Origin of the sequence: Leeuwenhoekiella sp. LLG6367-2.1, assembly GCF_045055775.1 — a bacterium.
In the GTDB taxonomy this organism is placed as follows: domain Bacteria; phylum Bacteroidota; class Bacteroidia; order Flavobacteriales; family Flavobacteriaceae; genus Leeuwenhoekiella; species Leeuwenhoekiella aequorea.
This window is the reverse complement of record NZ_CP159331.1, coordinates 3,112,530-3,130,026: the sequence shown is the minus strand read 5'-3', so window position 1 is coordinate 3,130,026 and position 17,497 is coordinate 3,112,530. Positions and strand designations below refer to the sequence as shown.

General features: G+C 34.3%; 15 protein-coding genes. 10 read left to right on the top strand and 5 right to left on the bottom strand.

Annotation, left to right across the window (positions count from 1 at the left end):
• Positions 1-6: 6 nt before the first annotated feature.
• Positions 7-549 carry a Smr/MutS family protein gene (locus ABVM53_RS13910; RefSeq protein ID WP_405327191.1) on the bottom strand — a complete coding sequence of 181 codons (543 nt, stop codon included), beginning with the start codon at positions 547-549 and terminating at the stop codon, positions 7-9.
• Positions 550-644: 95 nt separating this feature from the next.
• Here ABVM53_RS13910 and ABVM53_RS13905 point away from each other — a divergent pair, with 95 nt between their 5' ends.
• From ABVM53_RS13905 to ABVM53_RS13890, 4 genes are all read left to right on the top strand, one after another.
• Positions 645-2,630, top strand: coding sequence for a T9SS sorting signal type C domain-containing protein (locus ABVM53_RS13905; protein ID WP_405327188.1), 1,986 nt, complete (start codon positions 645-647; stop codon positions 2,628-2,630).
• 172 nt (positions 2,631-2,802) lie between these two features.
• Positions 2,803-4,089: a mechanosensitive ion channel family protein gene (locus ABVM53_RS13900; RefSeq protein WP_128757067.1), complete on the top strand. Its 1,287-nt coding sequence runs from the start codon at positions 2,803-2,805 to the stop codon at positions 4,087-4,089.
• A 26-nt stretch (positions 4,090-4,115) separates the two neighbouring features.
• Entirely contained in the window at positions 4,116-5,201 is a 1,086-nt protein-coding gene (locus tag ABVM53_RS13895) for an endonuclease/exonuclease/phosphatase family protein (protein ID WP_405327184.1), read from the top strand.
• A 20-nt stretch (positions 5,202-5,221) separates the two neighbouring features.
• A complete protein-coding gene (locus tag ABVM53_RS13890) occupies positions 5,222-6,190 on the top strand; it encodes a mechanosensitive ion channel family protein (protein ID WP_405327182.1) in 969 nt (322 codons plus the stop codon).
• On the opposite strand, the gene ABVM53_RS13885 is transcribed toward ABVM53_RS13890, so the two are convergent.
• From ABVM53_RS13885 to ABVM53_RS13875, 3 genes are read right to left on the bottom strand one after another with little or no spacing between them, the layout of a single operon-like run.
• The gene (locus tag ABVM53_RS13885; RefSeq protein WP_405327179.1) at positions 6,168-7,514 is read right to left on the bottom strand and encodes a GntP family permease; all 1,347 of its coding nucleotides are present in this window, start codon (positions 7,512-7,514) and stop codon (positions 6,168-6,170) included. The two genes, ABVM53_RS13890 and ABVM53_RS13885, sit on opposite strands and share 23 nt — an antisense overlap.
• The gene (locus tag ABVM53_RS13880; protein ID WP_371456454.1) at positions 7,515-8,000 is read right to left on the bottom strand and encodes a gluconokinase; all 486 of its coding nucleotides are present in this window, start codon (positions 7,998-8,000) and stop codon (positions 7,515-7,517) included.
• The gene (locus ABVM53_RS13875; protein ID WP_405327176.1) at positions 7,997-8,890 is read right to left on the bottom strand and encodes a DUF72 domain-containing protein; all 894 of its coding nucleotides are present in this window, start codon (positions 8,888-8,890) and stop codon (positions 7,997-7,999) included. Before ABVM53_RS13875 ends, ABVM53_RS13880 begins: the two co-directional genes overlap by 4 nt.
• A 194-nt stretch (positions 8,891-9,084) precedes the next feature.
• On the opposite strand from ABVM53_RS13875, the gene ABVM53_RS13870 reads away from it, so the two are divergent.
• The 3 genes from ABVM53_RS13870 to ABVM53_RS13860 all read left to right on the top strand — a co-directional run bounded on the left by ABVM53_RS13870 (position 9,085) and on the right by ABVM53_RS13860 (position 13,306).
• On the top strand, positions 9,085-9,804 hold the full coding sequence (locus ABVM53_RS13870) for an outer membrane lipoprotein-sorting protein (protein ID WP_405327174.1): 720 nt from the start codon (positions 9,085-9,087) through the stop codon (positions 9,802-9,804).
• 91 nt (positions 9,805-9,895) lie between these two features.
• Positions 9,896-12,940, top strand: a complete 3,045-nt coding sequence (locus ABVM53_RS13865) for a WD40/YVTN/BNR-like repeat-containing protein (RefSeq protein WP_405327171.1) — start codon at positions 9,896-9,898, stop codon at positions 12,938-12,940.
• Between the two features lie 132 nt (positions 12,941-13,072).
• Positions 13,073-13,306, top strand: coding sequence for a hypothetical protein (locus tag ABVM53_RS13860; RefSeq protein WP_405327168.1), 234 nt, complete (start codon positions 13,073-13,075; stop codon positions 13,304-13,306).
• Here the strand turns inward: ABVM53_RS13860 and ABVM53_RS13855 are convergent.
• Entirely contained in the window at positions 13,303-13,944 is a 642-nt protein-coding gene (locus ABVM53_RS13855) for a protein-L-isoaspartate(D-aspartate) O-methyltransferase (protein WP_371456449.1), read from the bottom strand. The genes ABVM53_RS13860 and ABVM53_RS13855 overlap by 4 nt on opposite strands.
• Before the next feature lie 120 nt (positions 13,945-14,064).
• Between ABVM53_RS13855 and ABVM53_RS13850 the strand changes: the two genes are divergently transcribed.
• From ABVM53_RS13850 to gldG, 3 genes are read left to right on the top strand one after another with little or no spacing between them, the layout of a single operon-like run.
• Complete coding sequence (locus tag ABVM53_RS13850; protein WP_371456827.1) at positions 14,065-15,024, top strand: Gfo/Idh/MocA family oxidoreductase; 960 nt, start codon at positions 14,065-14,067, stop codon at positions 15,022-15,024.
• A gap of 27 nt (positions 15,025-15,051) precedes the next feature.
• Entirely contained in the window at positions 15,052-15,768 is a 717-nt protein-coding gene (gene gldF / locus ABVM53_RS13845) for a gliding motility-associated ABC transporter permease subunit GldF (protein WP_405327164.1), read from the top strand.
• A 1-nt stretch (position 15,769) separates the two neighbouring features.
• Positions 15,770-17,440 (top strand): gliding motility-associated ABC transporter substrate-binding protein GldG, encoded by a 1,671-nt coding sequence (gene gldG / locus ABVM53_RS13840; protein WP_405327162.1) that lies wholly within the window; start codon positions 15,770-15,772, stop codon positions 17,438-17,440.
• Positions 17,441-17,497 lie beyond the last annotated feature (57 nt).

The window sequence follows — 17,497 nt, the reverse complement described above, 5'->3', positions numbered from 1 at the left end:
ATAGAATTAATTCTGAAAAATAAAAACTTCAGTTGCTCCTAAACCATATTTCTGATAATCTGCATCATAATATTTTAAATTCTCATATCTAGAAAAAAGATATTCTAATTCCGCACGTAATACTCCCTCTCCTACTCCATGAATAAAAACGATGCGTTGTATCCTTTTTCTAATTGCAAATTCTAACTTATGTCTAGCTGTATCTAGTTGAAGATTAAGTTTATCATGAGCATTCATCCCACGTTCTGAAGAAGTTAAATGATGAATATGCAGATCAACCTCCATTGGTGGTACAACTCCTTTGACTTTTTTAGTAGGAATTTTCCTTTTGCTATAAGCTTTTTCTTTTTCGTCTAAAAGGTCATTTAAATCTTCAGGAATTTGCACCTCAAAATCGCGATCTAAAATAACTTGATTTGTTGTTGTCCAGATTTCAAAACCTTCATTTGTCTGAAAGTAAATCCTTTCTTCTTCAATTTTCGTAATTACTCCAGATAAATTATCATCAATAAGTGAAATACGTTGTCCAATTTTTAAAATTAATTTCATAATATCATAAAAAACAATCGTTTAAAAGCTTCAAAATATCTTTTAAGTGTATTGCAAATCTCTTAAATTTTATATCTTTACAAAAATATTCTATTATGGGAAAATTTTACTCTTATTTTTTCTTTTTACTACTTCCATTTTTCGCCTCGGCTCAATTGTATATAAAATCTTTTACAGGTGGCGCAGATGCTTATCTGTATAATAAAGGTGAGATTGTATATGTAACTAAAGATATTGGAATGGATGGGAATCCTAATCAAACCGGAGGTAATTTATATTTACGCAACGAAGGTCAACTTATTCAAGGTTCTGATACATCAGAAAACTCAGGTACAGGAGTTGTTTCTGTATTTCAAGAAAACACTAGAGATGCTTGGGATTATCATATGTGGGCTTCGCCTGTGGGCGATCCGAGCTTGACCGAAAATGGTAATGCAAGTTTCTATCTCGATGCTAATGGAGGAGGTGGGGTTTATGAAAGACAAAATAATCTGGAAAGTAGTATTGCAGGTTTTACCAATTCTTATGATGGAGTTATATCTCCTTTAACTATATCTAATACTTGGCTATATAAATATGTAGCCACTAGTGGCTACTTAGGAGCTAATTTTGGTTGGGTAAAAATCAATAATTCTAATCCTTTAAAAGTTGGAGAAGGTTTTTCAATGAAAGGATTTGGTGCTGCGACCGATTCAGGTCCCACAGGTGGTACACCTTTAGATTTTAGAGGTCGTCCAAATAATGGACTCATTCAAGTAGACGTGAAACCAGAACAGCGAACACTTGTAGGGAACCCTTACCCATCAGCAATGAATTTAAGCTTTTTTCTGCTTTACAATTCAGGTCAGAAAATCGATAATTGTTATGGCACCTATACAACCCCATTATCTACTGGCACACATACAATTACCGGAGAAGCCTATTTCTGGGAATCTGATTCGAATGTGCAATCACATTATTTAGCAGACTATTTAGGAGGTTATGGGACATTTACACCAGCAATGGACTGTACATCAGAAGGAATATATACAGCACCAACTTATATTATGTATAATGAAGATGGAACTGAACGTGAAGGTGGTCCATCAATAAATACAGATACAATTGGCAATGAAATAGAAAGAAAGATAAGTCCTATAGGACAAGGATTCTTTATATTGGGTAGAAATTTAACAGATGAAGAAATCAAAAATGGTATAACAGATACGTTATTCAAAGCTTCTTTTATTAATGAATTCAGAGTTTTTGAAAAAGAATCAGATACCACTTATAAACCTCTCTTTAAATCAAAGAATGAAAAATCAAAAACTAGCATATCTGTAAGTAAATCACCGACAAATTTAAGAGCGGGAGGTTTAACGTATAACGAAAATGGTTTTTTAGTAATGCCAAAATTCACACTTTCAACCGTTGTCAATAAAAAATATGTAAGAACTCTAACAGGACTTATGTACGAAAATGCAACTTTGGGTTTTGATCCTGCTGGTGATGGTAAAAATCGTTCTGCACTTAGTAGTGATATTAATTTCAAATTAGAAAACGAAACATTTCCGTATTTAATAAATATTTTCCCATATAATTTAGAAAATAGATTAGGGCTATCTGTAGAAGGAGAAAAAGAAAATAACACATTTGCAATAAAAGTTACAGATCTCAACTTTATAACTGATGATGGGATTTGGTTACACGATAAAGTGACAGATGAATATCACGACATATTAGATAATTCTTATGAATTTACATTACCTAAGGGTGTTTATCCAGATAGATATGAAATCACTTTTAAAGATTTTAATGCTGCTACACTAGAAGTCGTAGAAGAAGTAAAAAAATCATTTGCCGTTTATCAAAATAATAGCAGAGCAGAATTAACAGTTTTAAATCCATTAGAAACAGAGCTGAAAGAAATATCTGTATTTGATATTACCGGTAGATTATTGGCTTCTAAGATTAATGAAGGAACCAATAATAAAGTTGTAATCTCTTCTAGTAACTGGAGTGACGGAATTTATATTGTAAAAGTTATAACAAGAGATAATGTAGAATTTTCAAAAAAAGTTTCAGTTATCAATATGAAATAGTTTACAATACTCCATATACATTTAATTAGCCCTGTTTTGTCAGGGCTATTTTATTTTAAGAATAGAGTATTTGTAAATTGAAATATACACTGTTTATATATTTTTAAAAGTTGATGAATTGATAAACATAAACCAAAGAGTTAATGTTACTTTTGCTCTTTAAAATTAGATTATGGCTTATAAGTTAGATAAGTATTTAAGTGACTTTTCAAAAAATATCATAGACTTTGGTATATCCCCTGTTTATGCCGAATTGGTCACGATTTTCGTAAATGCTTTTGTCTTTATACTTGTACTCACATTACTTGATAAAATATTAAAACGCTTTATAATTGAAGTATTCAAGATCTTCAGCAATAAAACTAAGAGTTCTTTTGATGATTTCTTAATACTCACCAACTTCCCAAGATATATTGGCCATATTATTCCGTTAGTTATATTTAAGTGGTTTTTTTTAGAATTATTAGAAGACTATCCAGAAACTACTTACTGGCTTTTAAAAGCCTTTAATACCTATGTAATCCTTTTAATTTTAAAAATTATACGTAGTCTCTTACGGACTGCACGTAATTACTTTCAAACTAAAGAACAGTATTTTGACAAGCCTTTACAAAGCTACCTACAAGTAACAATGCTCTTCTTATGGGGAATAGGAATATTCTTCTTTATTCTGGAATTGTTTGATAAAAATGCTATGAACTTTGTACTGCAGTTAGGAGCAGCTTCAGCAGTTCTTTTATTAATTTTTAAGGACACAATACTAGGATTTGTAGCCTCCATTCAGGTATCTATAAACGATATTGTGCGCATAGGCGACTGGATTACGTTTAGTAAATATGGTGCAGATGGTAATGTAACCGAGATAAACCTGGCGACAGTACGTGTTCAAAATTGGGATATGACGTATACGACTATACCAACATATAGTCTTATTTCAGATTCTTTTCAGAACTGGAGAGGGATGCAAGAAAGTGGTGGTAGACGTATAAAACGTTCGGTTTATATTAAACAAAATTCAGTACGCTTTCTTACTTCCGAAGATTTAATAGAATTGAAAAAGATTCAGCTCGTAGCGCCTTATATCGAACATATGGAACGCGAAGTAATCCGCACAAATCGTAAACATGAAGTTGATGACAGTTTACCAATTAACGGTCTTAATCAGACTAACCTAGGTGTATTTAGAAAGTATATTGACGCATATCTATATGAAAACCCTGCAATAAATAAAGATTTATTCTTAATGGTTCGGCATCTAGCTCCTACCTCTCAAGGTATACCTTTAGAAATTTTTTGCTTTAGTCACGACAAACGTTGGGAGAATTATGAGCATATCCAAGCAGATATTTTTGACCATATAATTGCCGCTGTTCGTTATTTTGATCTTGAAATATTTGAAGAACCTTCGTCTCGAGATATTACCAATTATTTAACGCATTTAAACCAGCAAATTAGGTAGGTTGCCTGTCAACTAACCTATTACAAATGAGATTTAAAAATATCCTCCACATCTTTGGGGCAATTGCTATCTTACTAACCTTAATACCTCTTATTGCTGCAGATTTTTGGTGGATTCGAATCTTCGACTTTCCGCATACTCAGTTAACCATTCTAACTGCTACGGCTATTTTAGCTTACTTATTGAAATTTGATATAAAATGGCTTAAAGATTATGTCTTTATGAGCGCAATGCTTGCATGTTTTTTATATCAGCTTTCAAAAATTTATCCATATACTCCCATAGCATCTTATGAAGTTTTGGATAGTGTAGAACTGGATACATCAAAAAATATAAGTGTTTTAGTAAGCAATGTGTTGCAGGATAACAAAGAGAAAAATGATTTACTAGAAGAAGTATCTCGTACAAATCCTGATGTTTTATTGTTACTGGAAGCAGATTCAAAATGGAAAACAACTGTTGACCCGGTATTAGCTAAAAATTATCCTTACTATAAAGGTGTAGCTTTAAATAACACCTATGGAATGCTATTGTATTCAAAACTTCCGCTAATAAAGCCGGAAGTACATTATTTAATAGATGATAGCATCCCCTCTATCGACAGTAAGTTGGTATTAAAATCTAAAGATACTATTCAGATATTTGCTATTCATCCTACTCCTCCAATGCCACAACACAACCCAATGTCTACCGATAGGGACGCAGAAATGATGAAAACTGCATTTAAAAGTAGAGATTCAAAATTACCTGTACTGGTAATAGGTGATTTTAACGATGTTGCTTGGTCTGAAACTACGCGATTATTTAAAGCGGTAAGTGAATTACTTGATCTTCGTATAGGAAGGGGTTTATTTAATACATTTAGTGCTAAGAGTGAAATTATGAGATGGCCGCTAGATCATATATTTGTTTCTGAACATTTTAGAGTATTGAATGTAGAACGTGGACAAGATGTAAATTCTGACCACTTTCCATCTTATGCAAAACTCAACTTAGAAATGAATGGGGCTTCAGAACAAATGCCCAAACCGCCATCAGAGGACCAATTAAAACGAGCTTTAGATATTATTCAAAAAGAAGCTAAACAAAAGGATACTAGAAAAACGCATTAATAATCAAAACACACATCACTATGTATTTACCGTTACTTCAGGATGCAAAAACAATTTCTGATGTGTTTACCAACTATTATATCAATTTTCTGGATAAGCTTCCAGGTATTGTTTGGGGAGTTTTAATCATCGTTTTGGGTCTATTATTAGGTGCCTCAATTGGAAATTTTGCCCGATTGCGCATTTTTGCAAGAACCGCAGACCCATTGATGAGTAAATTTCTCGGAAAAGCTATAAAAATTACTTTTTTTATAATCTCGGTAATGCTGGCACTACAAGCTGCCGGTTTAGGTGGAATCGCAACAGGAATTTTGACAGCTGCCGGAGCAAGTGCAGTCATACTTGGATTTGCATTTAAAGATATCGGAGAAAATTTTATAGCGGGAATTATCTTAGCATTTAACAGGCCTTTTAATGTTGAAGATACTGTTGAAATAGGTAATAATTTTGGGAAAGTGAAAGCGCTTGAATTTAGATATACTAAACTGAAAACCTTTGATGGTAAAGATGTTTATATTCCTAATAGCGATGTTTTAACTACACCGGTAACAAATTATACCGAAGATGGATTCTTCAGGTGGAGTTTTATAATCGGCATTGCCTATGAAGATAACATAGATGGTGCAAAACAAGTGATTTTAGAAACACTACGTAAAGAACCGAATGTAATTGAAGACTTAAATCACGAGAATTTTGTGATTGAAGATGAACTTGCAACAAGTACAGTAAATCTTAAAGTTTTTTTCTGGGTTGATACTAAAGATTTTAGACGTATGGCACTTATTACAAAGGGTAACGTAGTGCGCAATGTAAAAGAAGCATTAGAGCAAAATGGTTATTATATGCCCGCAGATATTCAGGAAATTAAACTCTATGGAGCTGCAAAAGATTCGCCGCTGCGTATAGAAAATTCACACCTCGATACTTCAGTTTTAAGACAAAAAGATACTCCTTCAGATTCCGATTCTAAACCAAATACCACAATATAGTTGAAACGATAAGTCCCGTAAATGCTATTAATGTAGTTAAAATAGACCAGGTTTTAAAAGTCTGTTTTTCTGTAAGACCGAGGTATTGTTTAACTAACCAAAAGCCACTGTCATTTACATGAGAGAATACAGATGCCCCAGCTGCAATGGCAATCACCAATACCGCCAATTGCATTTCACTATAATCTGAAACTCCTAAAAGCGGAGCAGTTATACCTGCAGCAGTAATCATTGCTACTGTAGACGAACCTTGCATTATGCGAACTATAGCCGCTATTATAAACCCAAAAACAACCGGTGGAAAGTAATCACTTGTTAGCGACTCGGCGATCATAAGTCCGGCACCGGTATCAATTAATATTTGTTTAAATGCACCACCAGCACCTGTTAATAAAATAATCACTCCTGCCGGATAAAGTGCTTTTGTGGAAATCGACAACAGCTCTTCTTTACTTACATTTCTACGGATGCCTAAGAAATACCAGGCAATTAAGTTAGCAAGAATTAATGCGGTAAATGGATGCCCCAACAATTCAGTTACATAAATTAAATTTGATGGAAGATTCCAATTGTCAGCTAACGGACTATTGAGTATTGTATTAATTACAATTAATGCTATAGGAAGGAATATAATTGATAAGATAAGTCCTGTGGGTGGCAAATTTAATTGTGCTTCATCATCTTCTAAAGATTCATATGGAGCATCTATATGAATTCTCTTAGAAATAAATTTTGCAAAGAAAGGACCTGCAACAGCTGCTGTAGGTATCCCAGTAATAAATCCGAAAACAATAACCCAACCTAAATTAGCATTCAATATGTCTGCTACGGCTATAGGCCCCGGAGTAGGCGGAATAAATGCATGTGTTACAGCCAGACCACTTAATAATGGTAATGCGTACAGAAGAAGAGAACGTTTCGTTTTTCGCTGAAGTGCATATATAAGCGGTATTAAAATAATAAACGCGACATCAAAAAAGACAGGTATGGCTACTAGAAATCCAGTAAGCATAATTGACCAAGGCGCCTTCTTTATACCAAATTTATTGATTAAATAATGAGCAATTTGTTTTGCTCCCCCAGAATGTTCTAAAACCGCACCGAATAAAGATCCTAAGCCCACAACCGTAGCTACAAAACCTAGCGTACCTCCCATTCCCTTTGTGATTGCGTCCAAAATAATTCCTGGAGCAAGACCGCTGAAGGCACCTACAAAAACACAAACAATGAGTAAGGCGAGAAAGGCTTGAAGCTTCAATCTCAAAATAAGAATGAGCAATAAAACCACACCTGTAATTACCGCAAATAATAACTGATAATCCATTTACGAATTAATTTTAGAACTAATTTCCTCAACAATAGCTTCAATAGTTTGATTTACAGAAACGTGAATACCATAATCTGGTATTTCTAATGTATCTAATTGAGATTGCAACAGTTTAGAACTAAAATAATGTCCCTTTCTATTATCTAAACGTGACTTTAGAAGCTCAAAACTGCCATCGAGAAACACCCATATAATATCTTCATGCTGTTCTAAAATTTCTCTATAAGATTCTTTCAGTGCAGAACAAGCGAGTACCACACCCTTATCTTTATTCCATTCTTGTAGTTTTTTTTCCAGATTTTGTAACCACGGCTTACGGTCATTATCATTGAGAGGGCTTCCGTTTTGCATTTTTTCTACATTGGCCTGTGGGTGATAATCATCTGCATCTTCAAATGGTATATCTAGTTTTTTACTCAGTTGCATACCTATGGTTGTTTTACCAGAACCAGATACACCCGCAACTATAATTAATTTATTCATAAATCTAGAGTTGGATTATTAGAGTCTTTACCCGGTATATGTAGATCAAAACCTAATCTATCATTCATTTTCTTTATAAAGTGAGTAGCAAGAAGTGGCGATTCTTCTTCAATATTTTGATGTATGAAAAAGTCTATCTTTTTTATTCCCTGAGAAATCCATAGTTCTAAGCGATCAACCCAATCGTCCAATCTATCATAATCACTAGGATGATTTGCTCCTACAAATCGAATAAAAGCTTCAGAGTTTGTCATGCGCATATGCATAATGTCTCTTCTCCCCGCTGTGTCTACAAGTACATTTGCAATAGTATTATCTTCTAAAAATTTATAGAGTTTTTCTGAGTTGGTTTTGTCAGAAAACCAATCTGTATGTCTAAATTCTATAGCTAATGGAACCTCAGAAGGCCAAACATCTACAAATTCAACAACACGATCCCAGTTTTTAGGCTGAAAAGAATTATGCATCTGTAAAAATATACACCCCAGTTTTTCTTTTAATAACAATGCGTGATCGAGATATTCAGGGATCAACGAGGCAGAATCGATAAGTCGTTTACTATGACTTATATTCCGAGTAATTTTAGGAAAAAAACGAAATGAATCTGGTACTTTCTCATACCACTTGTCAAATTGTTCTTTAGGAAATAATCTGTAATAAGTAGCATTTAATTCTATGGAATTGAACTGACTGGAATAGTATTTAAGTTCGTCTTTAGTTCCTTTGGGATAAAAATTCTTCAGATCCTGTTTATTCCATTTTGCACAACCTACATAAAGCTCAGGTTTATCCGAAGTAGAATTCTTGTTTAAAACTCTCTTTGTATCCTTATGATCTGGTGGCAAGGTGAAATCAATTTTTTCCGGATCGTCTACTTTTCCAAATTGCATAATTCTATCAGTTTAGGTCTAGAGTCATTAAATTTATTTAATTGAATAGTTATATTCAGCAGAACCTGAGCCATTTTAAAATCAAGTTCATTGCACAATATATTACAATTATATTTCTAAAATAATTAGTAATAATGTAACTAATTACTCTAATTTGTGTCTTATGAACAAGCAAAAAAACTAAAGATCATATTATGAAAGTATTAAAATCATTATTTGCACTAGCTCTAATGCTAGTCGTAAGCTCAGTTTCTGCTCAAAATGCAGAAAAAATTATTGCAACGTATATAGAAAATACCGGTGGTGCAGAAGCATGGTCAAAGGTTAATGCCACAAAAATGTCTGCTACTGTAAATCAAGGTGGAATGTCTATACCAGTAACAGTTTACAATACCAAGGACGGTAAACAAGCTGTAATAATAGAATTTAATGGTCAAAAAATTACCCAAATGGCCTACGACGGTACTCATTTATGGACTACAAATTTTATGTCTATGAAGCCCGAAAAATCTTCTGAAGAAATGACACAGAATATGGCTTTGAATAAAAATGACTTTCCTTCTCCACTTCTAAATTATAAAGAAAATGGCTACGAAGTAGAATATGTAGGCACTGAAACTAAAGATGGAGCTGAAACTTATAAAGTTAAAATTACTCAAGAACCCATAATGGCTAATGGTGTAGAGTCACCTAGTATTAGCTATTACTATTTTGATACTGAAAATTTTGTGCCTATCGTTATTGAAACTACTCAAATGGGACAAAATGTAAATATTGTAATGAGCGACTATCAGGAAGTAGATGGTTTGTATTTTCCATTTGCAATGAGTCAAGCCGGTCAACCTTTTGAAATGAGTGAAATCGTTATTAACCCTGAAGTTGATGACACATTATTTACTTATCCAGGTGAATAATTAATACTACATAATCCCGCTAAGGGAATTCACAAAAGGATGTCAATTTTATACTCGACATCCTTTTTTATTTTAAACTAATACTGAAATTATGAATAAAATTTTACTCACGACTTGTGCTTTATTTTGTTGTATTTCAAACTATGCACAAGAAAACACAATAGACGGGAAAGAACTCTTCGGAGATATGCAAGCTAGACATATTGGCCCCGCAATTATGAGCGGCCGTTTTATAGATCTGGAAGCTCATCCTACAAATAACAGAATTTTATTTGGAGGTGCCGCAGGTGGCGGCGTGTGGAAAACTATAAATGGAGGTGCAACTTTTGATCCGGTATTTGATGAGCACGCGCAAAGTATTGGTGCGATTAAAATAGATCCTACAGATCCTGATAAAACGGTTTGGGTAGGTACAGGGGAAATCTGGACACGTAATTCGGTGAGTATAGGTGATGGTCTTTATAAGTCTACCGATGGCGGTAATAGCTGGAAAAAGAAAGGCTTTGAAAAATCGGAACGGATTAGTGCAATTGTCATAAATCCGCAGAATAATAAAGAAATGTATGTTGCGGTTATGGGTGCGCTTTGGGGAGATAGCGAAGACCGTGGAATTTATAAAAGTAATGATGGTGGAGAAACCTGGGAAAATATTTTATATACCGATAAATCTACAGGCGCCGCAGAATTAATTATTGATCCCGTTAATCCAAATATTTTATATGCTTCAATGTGGAAATTCCGCAGAACTCCATGGGGTTTTGAATCTGGAGGAGACACCAGCGCTATTTATAAAAGTACAGATTCTGGAAAATCCTGGTCTAAGATTCATAATGGATTTCCGAATGGAAAATTGGGACGTATTGCACTAGCAATTGCACCTTCAAAGCCAGAGATACTTTATGCGGCAGTTGAAACAGAATCTGCTAAAACAAATGGTCTTTATAAAAGTGAAGACTCCGGTTCTAGCTGGACACAGCTTAATAATGATTTCGGTCTCACTGTTAGACCATTCTATTTTGCAAGACTCGTAGTCGACCCTAAAAATCCAGATATTCTTGTAAAGGGCGGATTGTATGGTTCAATATCTCGAGATGGCGGTAAAACCTTTCAAGATTTAGGAGCACAACATTCAGATATACATGATGTTGTATTTGATCTTGAAGATAGCAACAGATTATACACAGCAACAGATGGTGGTATTTATAGAAGCTGGGATGCCGGCACACATTTTGAAATTGTAGAAAATATACCAGTATCTCAATTTTATCACGTTTCAGTAGATGATGCGACTCCCTACAATATTTATGGAGGTCTTCAGGATAACCAATCTTGGTATGGTCCTTCTTCATCTCCTGGAGGTATTGAAGCTCGAGACTGGAATCTTATAGGTGCTGGTGATGGTTTTAGAGTACTTAAACACGCCTCAAAGCCTATTATATATTCAGAAATGCAAGGCGCTCAATACGTATGGCGTTATAATACAGTGCTTAATCAATCAAAAAATGTTGCTCCTCCAGCAGAAAATGATGAGAAATTAAGATTTAACTGGAATGCTCCAATGGCTTTGAGTATACATGCAGAGGATCGATTTTATATGGGTAGCCAATATTTACACAAGTCTGAAGATATGGGTGATACCTGGATTAAAATATCACCAGATTTAACTACCAATGATCCTAAAAAACAAGACTTAGAATCGGGAGGTTTGTCAGCAGACAAGTCTGGTGCAGAAACGCATACTACTATTTTTACAATTGCTGAATCCCCGCTTGATGAAAAAGTAATTTGGGTGGGAACAGATGATGGCAACGTACAAATAACAAAAGACGGTGGTAAATCCTGGAAAAATGTGGTTAAAAACATTCCTGATTTACCGGCATTTACTTGGGTATATCATATAGAAGCTAGTGTGCACAACCCGGGTACAGCCTATGTTGTTTTTGATGGTCACGCTACCGGAGATATGAATACATATGTTTACAAAACCACAGATTTTGGAGCAAACTGGATGTCTATTGCAACTGAAAATATCAAAGGATTTGCTCGTAATATTCAAGAAGATTATGAACAGCCAGATTTATTATTTTTAGGAACAGAGTTTGGGTTATTTATTACCACAAATGGTGGAAAGCAATGGTCACACTTTACAAATAATCTTCCAGAAGTTGCTGTTCACTATATTGAATTGCAGAAAAGAACTTCAGATTTAGTTTTAGGAACCCACGGAAGGGGAATAATTATAGTAGATGATATTTCCCCATTGAGACAGATTAACGACTCTATTTTAAATAAAGACCTTCATTTTTTTGAAACCAATTCCGGAATTATTGATGAGTCAAGTGGTTTTGGTTCTACAAGTAGAGAAACAGAATTTGTGGGTGCTAATCCCAGCAGCCTTGCAAAAATCATGTATTACATGAAGAAGCGCCATACATTTGGTAAAATGAGTATGCAGATTTTAGATTTAGAAGGTAACATTATTGCCGAACCTGTTCCCGGAAAGTCAAAGGGTCTAAATATTGTTTCTTGGGATTATTATAGAAAAGCCCCCAAAGTTGCAGTCGGAAAAATACCTTCTTTCGTTGTTGCTCCTAAAGCTGATGCAGATACCTATAAAGTAATTATCACTAAAGGAAAAGATACTTATGAGCATATGATCACAATTAAAAATGATCCTAAATCTCCAATTAGTGTGGATGATCGCGCTCAGAATAAAGCATTAACGATGCAATTATTTAACAGTATTGAAGATCTCGCCTATTTAGGGTATCGCATCGATGCAACTATTGATTTTCTAAAGGATGATACTTCTAAAAACGCTGTGAAATTCAAAGAGGAATTATCAAATCTAAAATCAAAACTGGTTATTACAACAGGAGATCGATATGTTCAAGAGGCTGAACCGGAATTAAGAGAAAAATTAAGCGAACTTTATAATGAAGTTGCAGGATCTTTTGATAAACCTGCTCCGGTGAGATATTCAAATGCAGCAACTTACCAGGATCAAATTGATAATAATTGGAAAGTTTACAACGCTATTGAAAAGAAATACTTACCAAAGCTAAATCAGGAGTTAATTAAAGCGAATAAACAGGAATTAACTTTAGACTCAAAGGAACAATTTTTAGCGAAATAGTTTACGTTACAGTTCCGTTTAAAAAGCAGGATTTAAAACCTTAAATCCTGCTTTTCTATTTGAGAAAAACTGATTTTTTGGAATTACGCTATGTTTTGATTAAATTATAGGTGAATTTTTTAAAAATAGATTATGAATTCTTCAAAATCCTATAAAAGAAATCCAGTACTTATAAAACAAATACGTGCCGCAAGTATCGTCTGGCTAATAGGAATAACACTAATTATCTGGTCGTTTTCAGATTTTACATCTTTAAAACAATTAGTTCAAATTAAATATATTCCGATTTATATTATTTCCTTATTATCAGCTGCAGGTTTAGGATGGTTTTATTACTCGTATTGGCAAAAAAATATATCTGCTTAATTTTTATCCTCAAGTAGTGGTACAAATCTAAATTCCCCGTATTCTTTCTTTTCAAATTCGGTTTCACTTTTGCGTATTATACGTGTCATGGTTTGTACTTCATCACCCACAGGAATAATGAGTTTACCTCCTATTTTAAGTTGGGCTAACAAAGGTTTTGGAATAAATGGAGCTCCCGCCGTAACGATAATACCATCAAAAGGGGCAAATTCTGGCATACCTAAGTAGCCATCTCCAAATGTTAAACGTTTAGGACGGTAGCCCAACTTAGATAAGAAATTTTTAGTTTTTCTAAAAAGTTCTTGTTGGCGTTCTATACTATAAACTTTAGCACCTACTTCGCAAAGCACTGCAGTTTGATATCCACTACCTGTACCTATCTCAAGTATAACTGCTCCTTTCTTTATTTCTAATAATTCAGTCTGAAAAGCAACCGTAAAAGGTTGAGATATAGTCTGATCTGCCGCTATAGGAAAAGCCTTATCTTGATACGCATGATCTTCAAAGCTACTATCCATAAAGAAGTGTCTGGGTATTTTACGTACCGCATCAAGAACCTCTTTATTTGTAATTCCTTTCTTTTCAAGAATCTGGGCAAGTAAACGTCTTTTGCCCTGATGACGCGTAGTATCTTTCATACCGTAAAATTAGAAAAACTACTAGCTGCTACCCTAGAAAAACCTGTTCAACTTTTCAACAAAGAGCTTTATATAAATTATGATTTAGAAAGTCTATTTTTGTGTAAAACAAATAAAATTATGCTCAAAGCCGGCGTACTAGGTGCAGGTCACTTAGGAAAAATACATTTAAAACTTTTACAACAATCTGACGCCTATGAATTAATAGGTTTTTATGATGATTCTGATGCTGTAGCAGAGGCTGTAGCTAACGAATTTGGTTACAAACGTTTTCCGTCAATAGCAGCTCTTATAGATGCTTGCGATATGATAGATGTAGTTACTCCTACCACGCACCATTTTGATTGTGCAGAACAAGTTATCAAAGCCGGTAAACATTTATTTATAGAAAAACCTATTACCCAAACGGTAGAACAGGCGATAGCTATACGAGAACTTGCTAAGAAACACGGCGTACGTGGGCAGGTAGGTCAGGTAGAACGCTTTAATCCGGCATTTAGCGCTGTTAAAGATATGATAGACAATCCTATGTTTATTGAAGCGCATCGTCTAGCCGAATTTAATCCAAGAGGGACCGATGTTCCTGTAGTTTTGGATCTTATGATACACGATATTGACGCGGTATTAAGTGTGGTTAAAAGCAATGTAAAAAAGGTATCTGCTTCTGGGGTTTCAGTTATTAGCGATACTCCAGACATTGCCAACGCACGTATCGAATTTGAAAATGGATGTGTGGCTAATTTGACGGCGAGTCGTATCTCTATGAAAAAGATGAGAAAAGCTCGATTTTTTCAAAAAGATGCTTATATCTCGGTTGACTTTTTAGAGAAGAAATGTGAAATCGTACGTATGAAAGATGCTCCCGAAAAAGCAGACGACTTTGCTATGATTTTACAAAATGCTGAAGGCATTAAAAAACAAATATATTTTGATAATCCTGAAGTCTTAGATAATAATGCAATATTAGATGAGTTAGAAGCTTTTGCAGTATCTATAGAACAAAACACCACACCGGTTGTTAGTTTAGCACAGGGTACTGAAGCTTTGCGAATTGCCATGAAAATCATTGCAGATCTTTAATTTTAGCTCAAAATAGCTTCCTCTACTATGCTTGCCATTTTAAAAAAAGAATTTCATTCATTTTTTGCATCACCTGTTGGTTACCTGGTTATCGCTTTATTTCTCATTTTGAACTGGCTATTTCTCTGGGTTTTTGATAATGATTTTAATCAATTTAACTACGGTTTTGCAGATCTTACACCATTTTTTCAGCTGGCGCCCTGGATTATGATTTTTTTAATTCCGGCAGTAACAATGCGCAGTTTTAGTGATGAGTTAAGATTGGGTACTTTAGAACTATTAATCACCCAACCCATAACAACTTTTCAACTGGTATTGGGCAAGTTTCTCGGTGCGTTTTTGTTATTGGTAATTGCCTTAATACCTACATTAATCTACGTTTATGCCATTGACCAACTCGGGAATCCGCAGGGCAATTTTGATTCAGGAATTCTCATTGGTTCCTACTTAGGTCTTCTGTTTTTAGCTTTAGCATATACTGCTATTGGAGTTTTTGCTTCCACCCTAGCTGAAAATCAAATTGTAGCATTTATAATAGCAGTATTTCTATGTTTTCTGTTTTATTATGGATTTGATGGACTAGCAGATGTGGTTTCGATTGATTTTTTAAGAAAACTGAGTTTACAGAGACATTTTGAAAGTATTAGCCGAGGTGTCCTGGATAGTAGAGATCTTATTTACTTTATAAGTATTGCTGTTGTGTTTGTATTTGCAACTAAATTTAAACTAGATTATAAGAGATAATATGAAGACTTACTCAAAATATCTTGTTTTAATTGTAATCCTAATTGCGACACTTGCATTATCAGAAGTATATCATTTTAGAGCAGATCTTACAGCAGACAAACGCTACACGCTCTCTGAATCTTCAACCGAAATAATTGCTAAAGCTACAGAGCCTTTAATCATAGATGTTTTTTTAGAGGGAAACGTTCCAGACGCATTTAATAAATTACAATCTGAAACAAAACAGTTACTAGAAGAATACGCTTCTAAAAACTCAAATATAAAATTTGCCTTTGTCGATCCCATTCCCAAAGGTGCAGAAGTTGAATCAATTGCACAGGATTTTAATAATCGCGGTATGCGACCGGAGCAAGTTCAATTACGCAATAATGGAAAAGTAACACAGGAATTCATATTTCCTTGGGCAATCGCTTCTTATAAAGGGAAAACGGTACCTATTCCGCTACTTAAAAAAACATTAGGAGCTAGCCCAGACGAACTCGTTAATCGTTCTGTTCAAAATTTAGAATATGCTTTTTCTGATGGTCTTTTCAAACTTTTAAATCCAAAAAGTAAACGCATTGCAGTTCTTAAAGGTAATGGGGAACTGGATGACAAATACATTGCAGATTTTTTCAAAACGTTGAGAGAAAGTTATTTTATTGCGCCGTTTCCCTTAGACTCTGTGAATGGGAATCCTACAAAAGTTATGCAGGCTCTAAATAGCTTTGATCTTATAGTTGCTGCAAAACCTACCCAATCATTTACAGATGTTGAGAAATTTGCACTTGATCAATATACTATGAATGGTGGCAAATCTATTTACTTAATAGATGAAGTAGCTATGGATACAGATAGTTTATACGCTAATGATGGAATGGCTCTAGCAACTGCGCGCATGTTAAATCTAAATGATTTTCTATTCAAATATGGGGTACGTATAAATCCAGTTCTAGTTGAAGATTTATATGCTGCTCCCCTAGTGGTTGCAAGTGGTGAGTCGAGCAACTCACAATATACGCAGCTACCTTGGTTCTTTTATCCTTTAATTACTACAGCAGAAAATCATCCTATCAATACCAATATAGATAATCCTATCTTTTTGAGATATGCAAATCAAATAGATATTCTAGAAAATGAGGTTAGTAAAACGATCCTTCTTAAAAGCTCTGTACTTACAAAGCTTAATGGTGTTCCTCTACCCATAACTCTAGAAAGTATAACTACAGAACCCAGTCCAGAACGTTATGCTGCCGGTGAGCAAAATATAGCTGTTCTGCTTGAAGGTTCCTTTAAATCTGCATTCGAAAACCGAATAATTCCTATAGAGAACTCAATTAATTTTCTTGAAAAGTCTAAAAAAGGAGCTGCGGTGGTAGTAATTGCAGACGGCGATTTAATACGTAATGATCTCGATAAAAACGGCCGACCACTTGAGTTAGGTTTTGATAAATTCACATTTAAAGAATATGGGAATAAAGAATTTCTAATGAATACCGTGAATTATCTTTTAGACGATAATGGTCTTATTAACATCCGTAGTAAAAGTGTTCTACTTCCTGCGTTAGATATTGAGAAGACAACAAATAATAGAATCACTTGGCAAACCCTAATTCTACTGACTTCATTAGGGTTTTTAATTATTTTTGGAGTGCTATATATCTATCTTAGACGACGCGCTTTTCGTTAACAGATGTTAATAAGTTTGTTTCGACAAAAAAAGCTATTACAATATCTTTGTTAGGCT

Coding starts and splice junctions, on each gene's coding strand:
- ABVM53_RS13910 (WP_405327191.1), bottom strand. CDS start 549: ATGAAATTAATTTTAAAAATTGGACAACGTATTTCACTTATTGATGAT.
- ABVM53_RS13905 (WP_405327188.1), top strand. CDS start 645: ATGGGAAAATTTTACTCTTATTTTTTCTTTTTACTACTTCCATTTTTC.
- ABVM53_RS13900 (WP_128757067.1), top strand. CDS start 2,803: ATGGCTTATAAGTTAGATAAGTATTTAAGTGACTTTTCAAAAAATATC.
- ABVM53_RS13895 (WP_405327184.1), top strand. CDS start 4,116: ATGAGATTTAAAAATATCCTCCACATCTTTGGGGCAATTGCTATCTTA.
- ABVM53_RS13890 (WP_405327182.1), top strand. CDS start 5,222: ATGTATTTACCGTTACTTCAGGATGCAAAAACAATTTCTGATGTGTTT.
- ABVM53_RS13885 (WP_405327179.1), bottom strand. CDS start 7,514: ATGGATTATCAGTTATTATTTGCGGTAATTACAGGTGTGGTTTTATTG.
- ABVM53_RS13880 (WP_371456454.1), bottom strand. CDS start 8,000: ATGAATAAATTAATTATAGTTGCGGGTGTATCTGGTTCTGGTAAAACA.
- ABVM53_RS13875 (WP_405327176.1), bottom strand. CDS start 8,890: ATGCAATTTGGAAAAGTAGACGATCCGGAAAAAATTGATTTCACCTTG.
- ABVM53_RS13870 (WP_405327174.1), top strand. CDS start 9,085: ATGAAAGTATTAAAATCATTATTTGCACTAGCTCTAATGCTAGTCGTA.
- ABVM53_RS13865 (WP_405327171.1), top strand. CDS start 9,896: ATGAATAAAATTTTACTCACGACTTGTGCTTTATTTTGTTGTATTTCA.
- ABVM53_RS13860 (WP_405327168.1), top strand. CDS start 13,073: ATGAATTCTTCAAAATCCTATAAAAGAAATCCAGTACTTATAAAACAA.
- ABVM53_RS13855 (WP_371456449.1), bottom strand. CDS start 13,944: ATGAAAGATACTACGCGTCATCAGGGCAAAAGACGTTTACTTGCCCAG.
- ABVM53_RS13850 (WP_371456827.1), top strand. CDS start 14,065: ATGCTCAAAGCCGGCGTACTAGGTGCAGGTCACTTAGGAAAAATACAT.
- gldF (WP_405327164.1), top strand. CDS start 15,052: ATGCTTGCCATTTTAAAAAAAGAATTTCATTCATTTTTTGCATCACCT.
- gldG (WP_405327162.1), top strand. CDS start 15,770: ATGAAGACTTACTCAAAATATCTTGTTTTAATTGTAATCCTAATTGCG.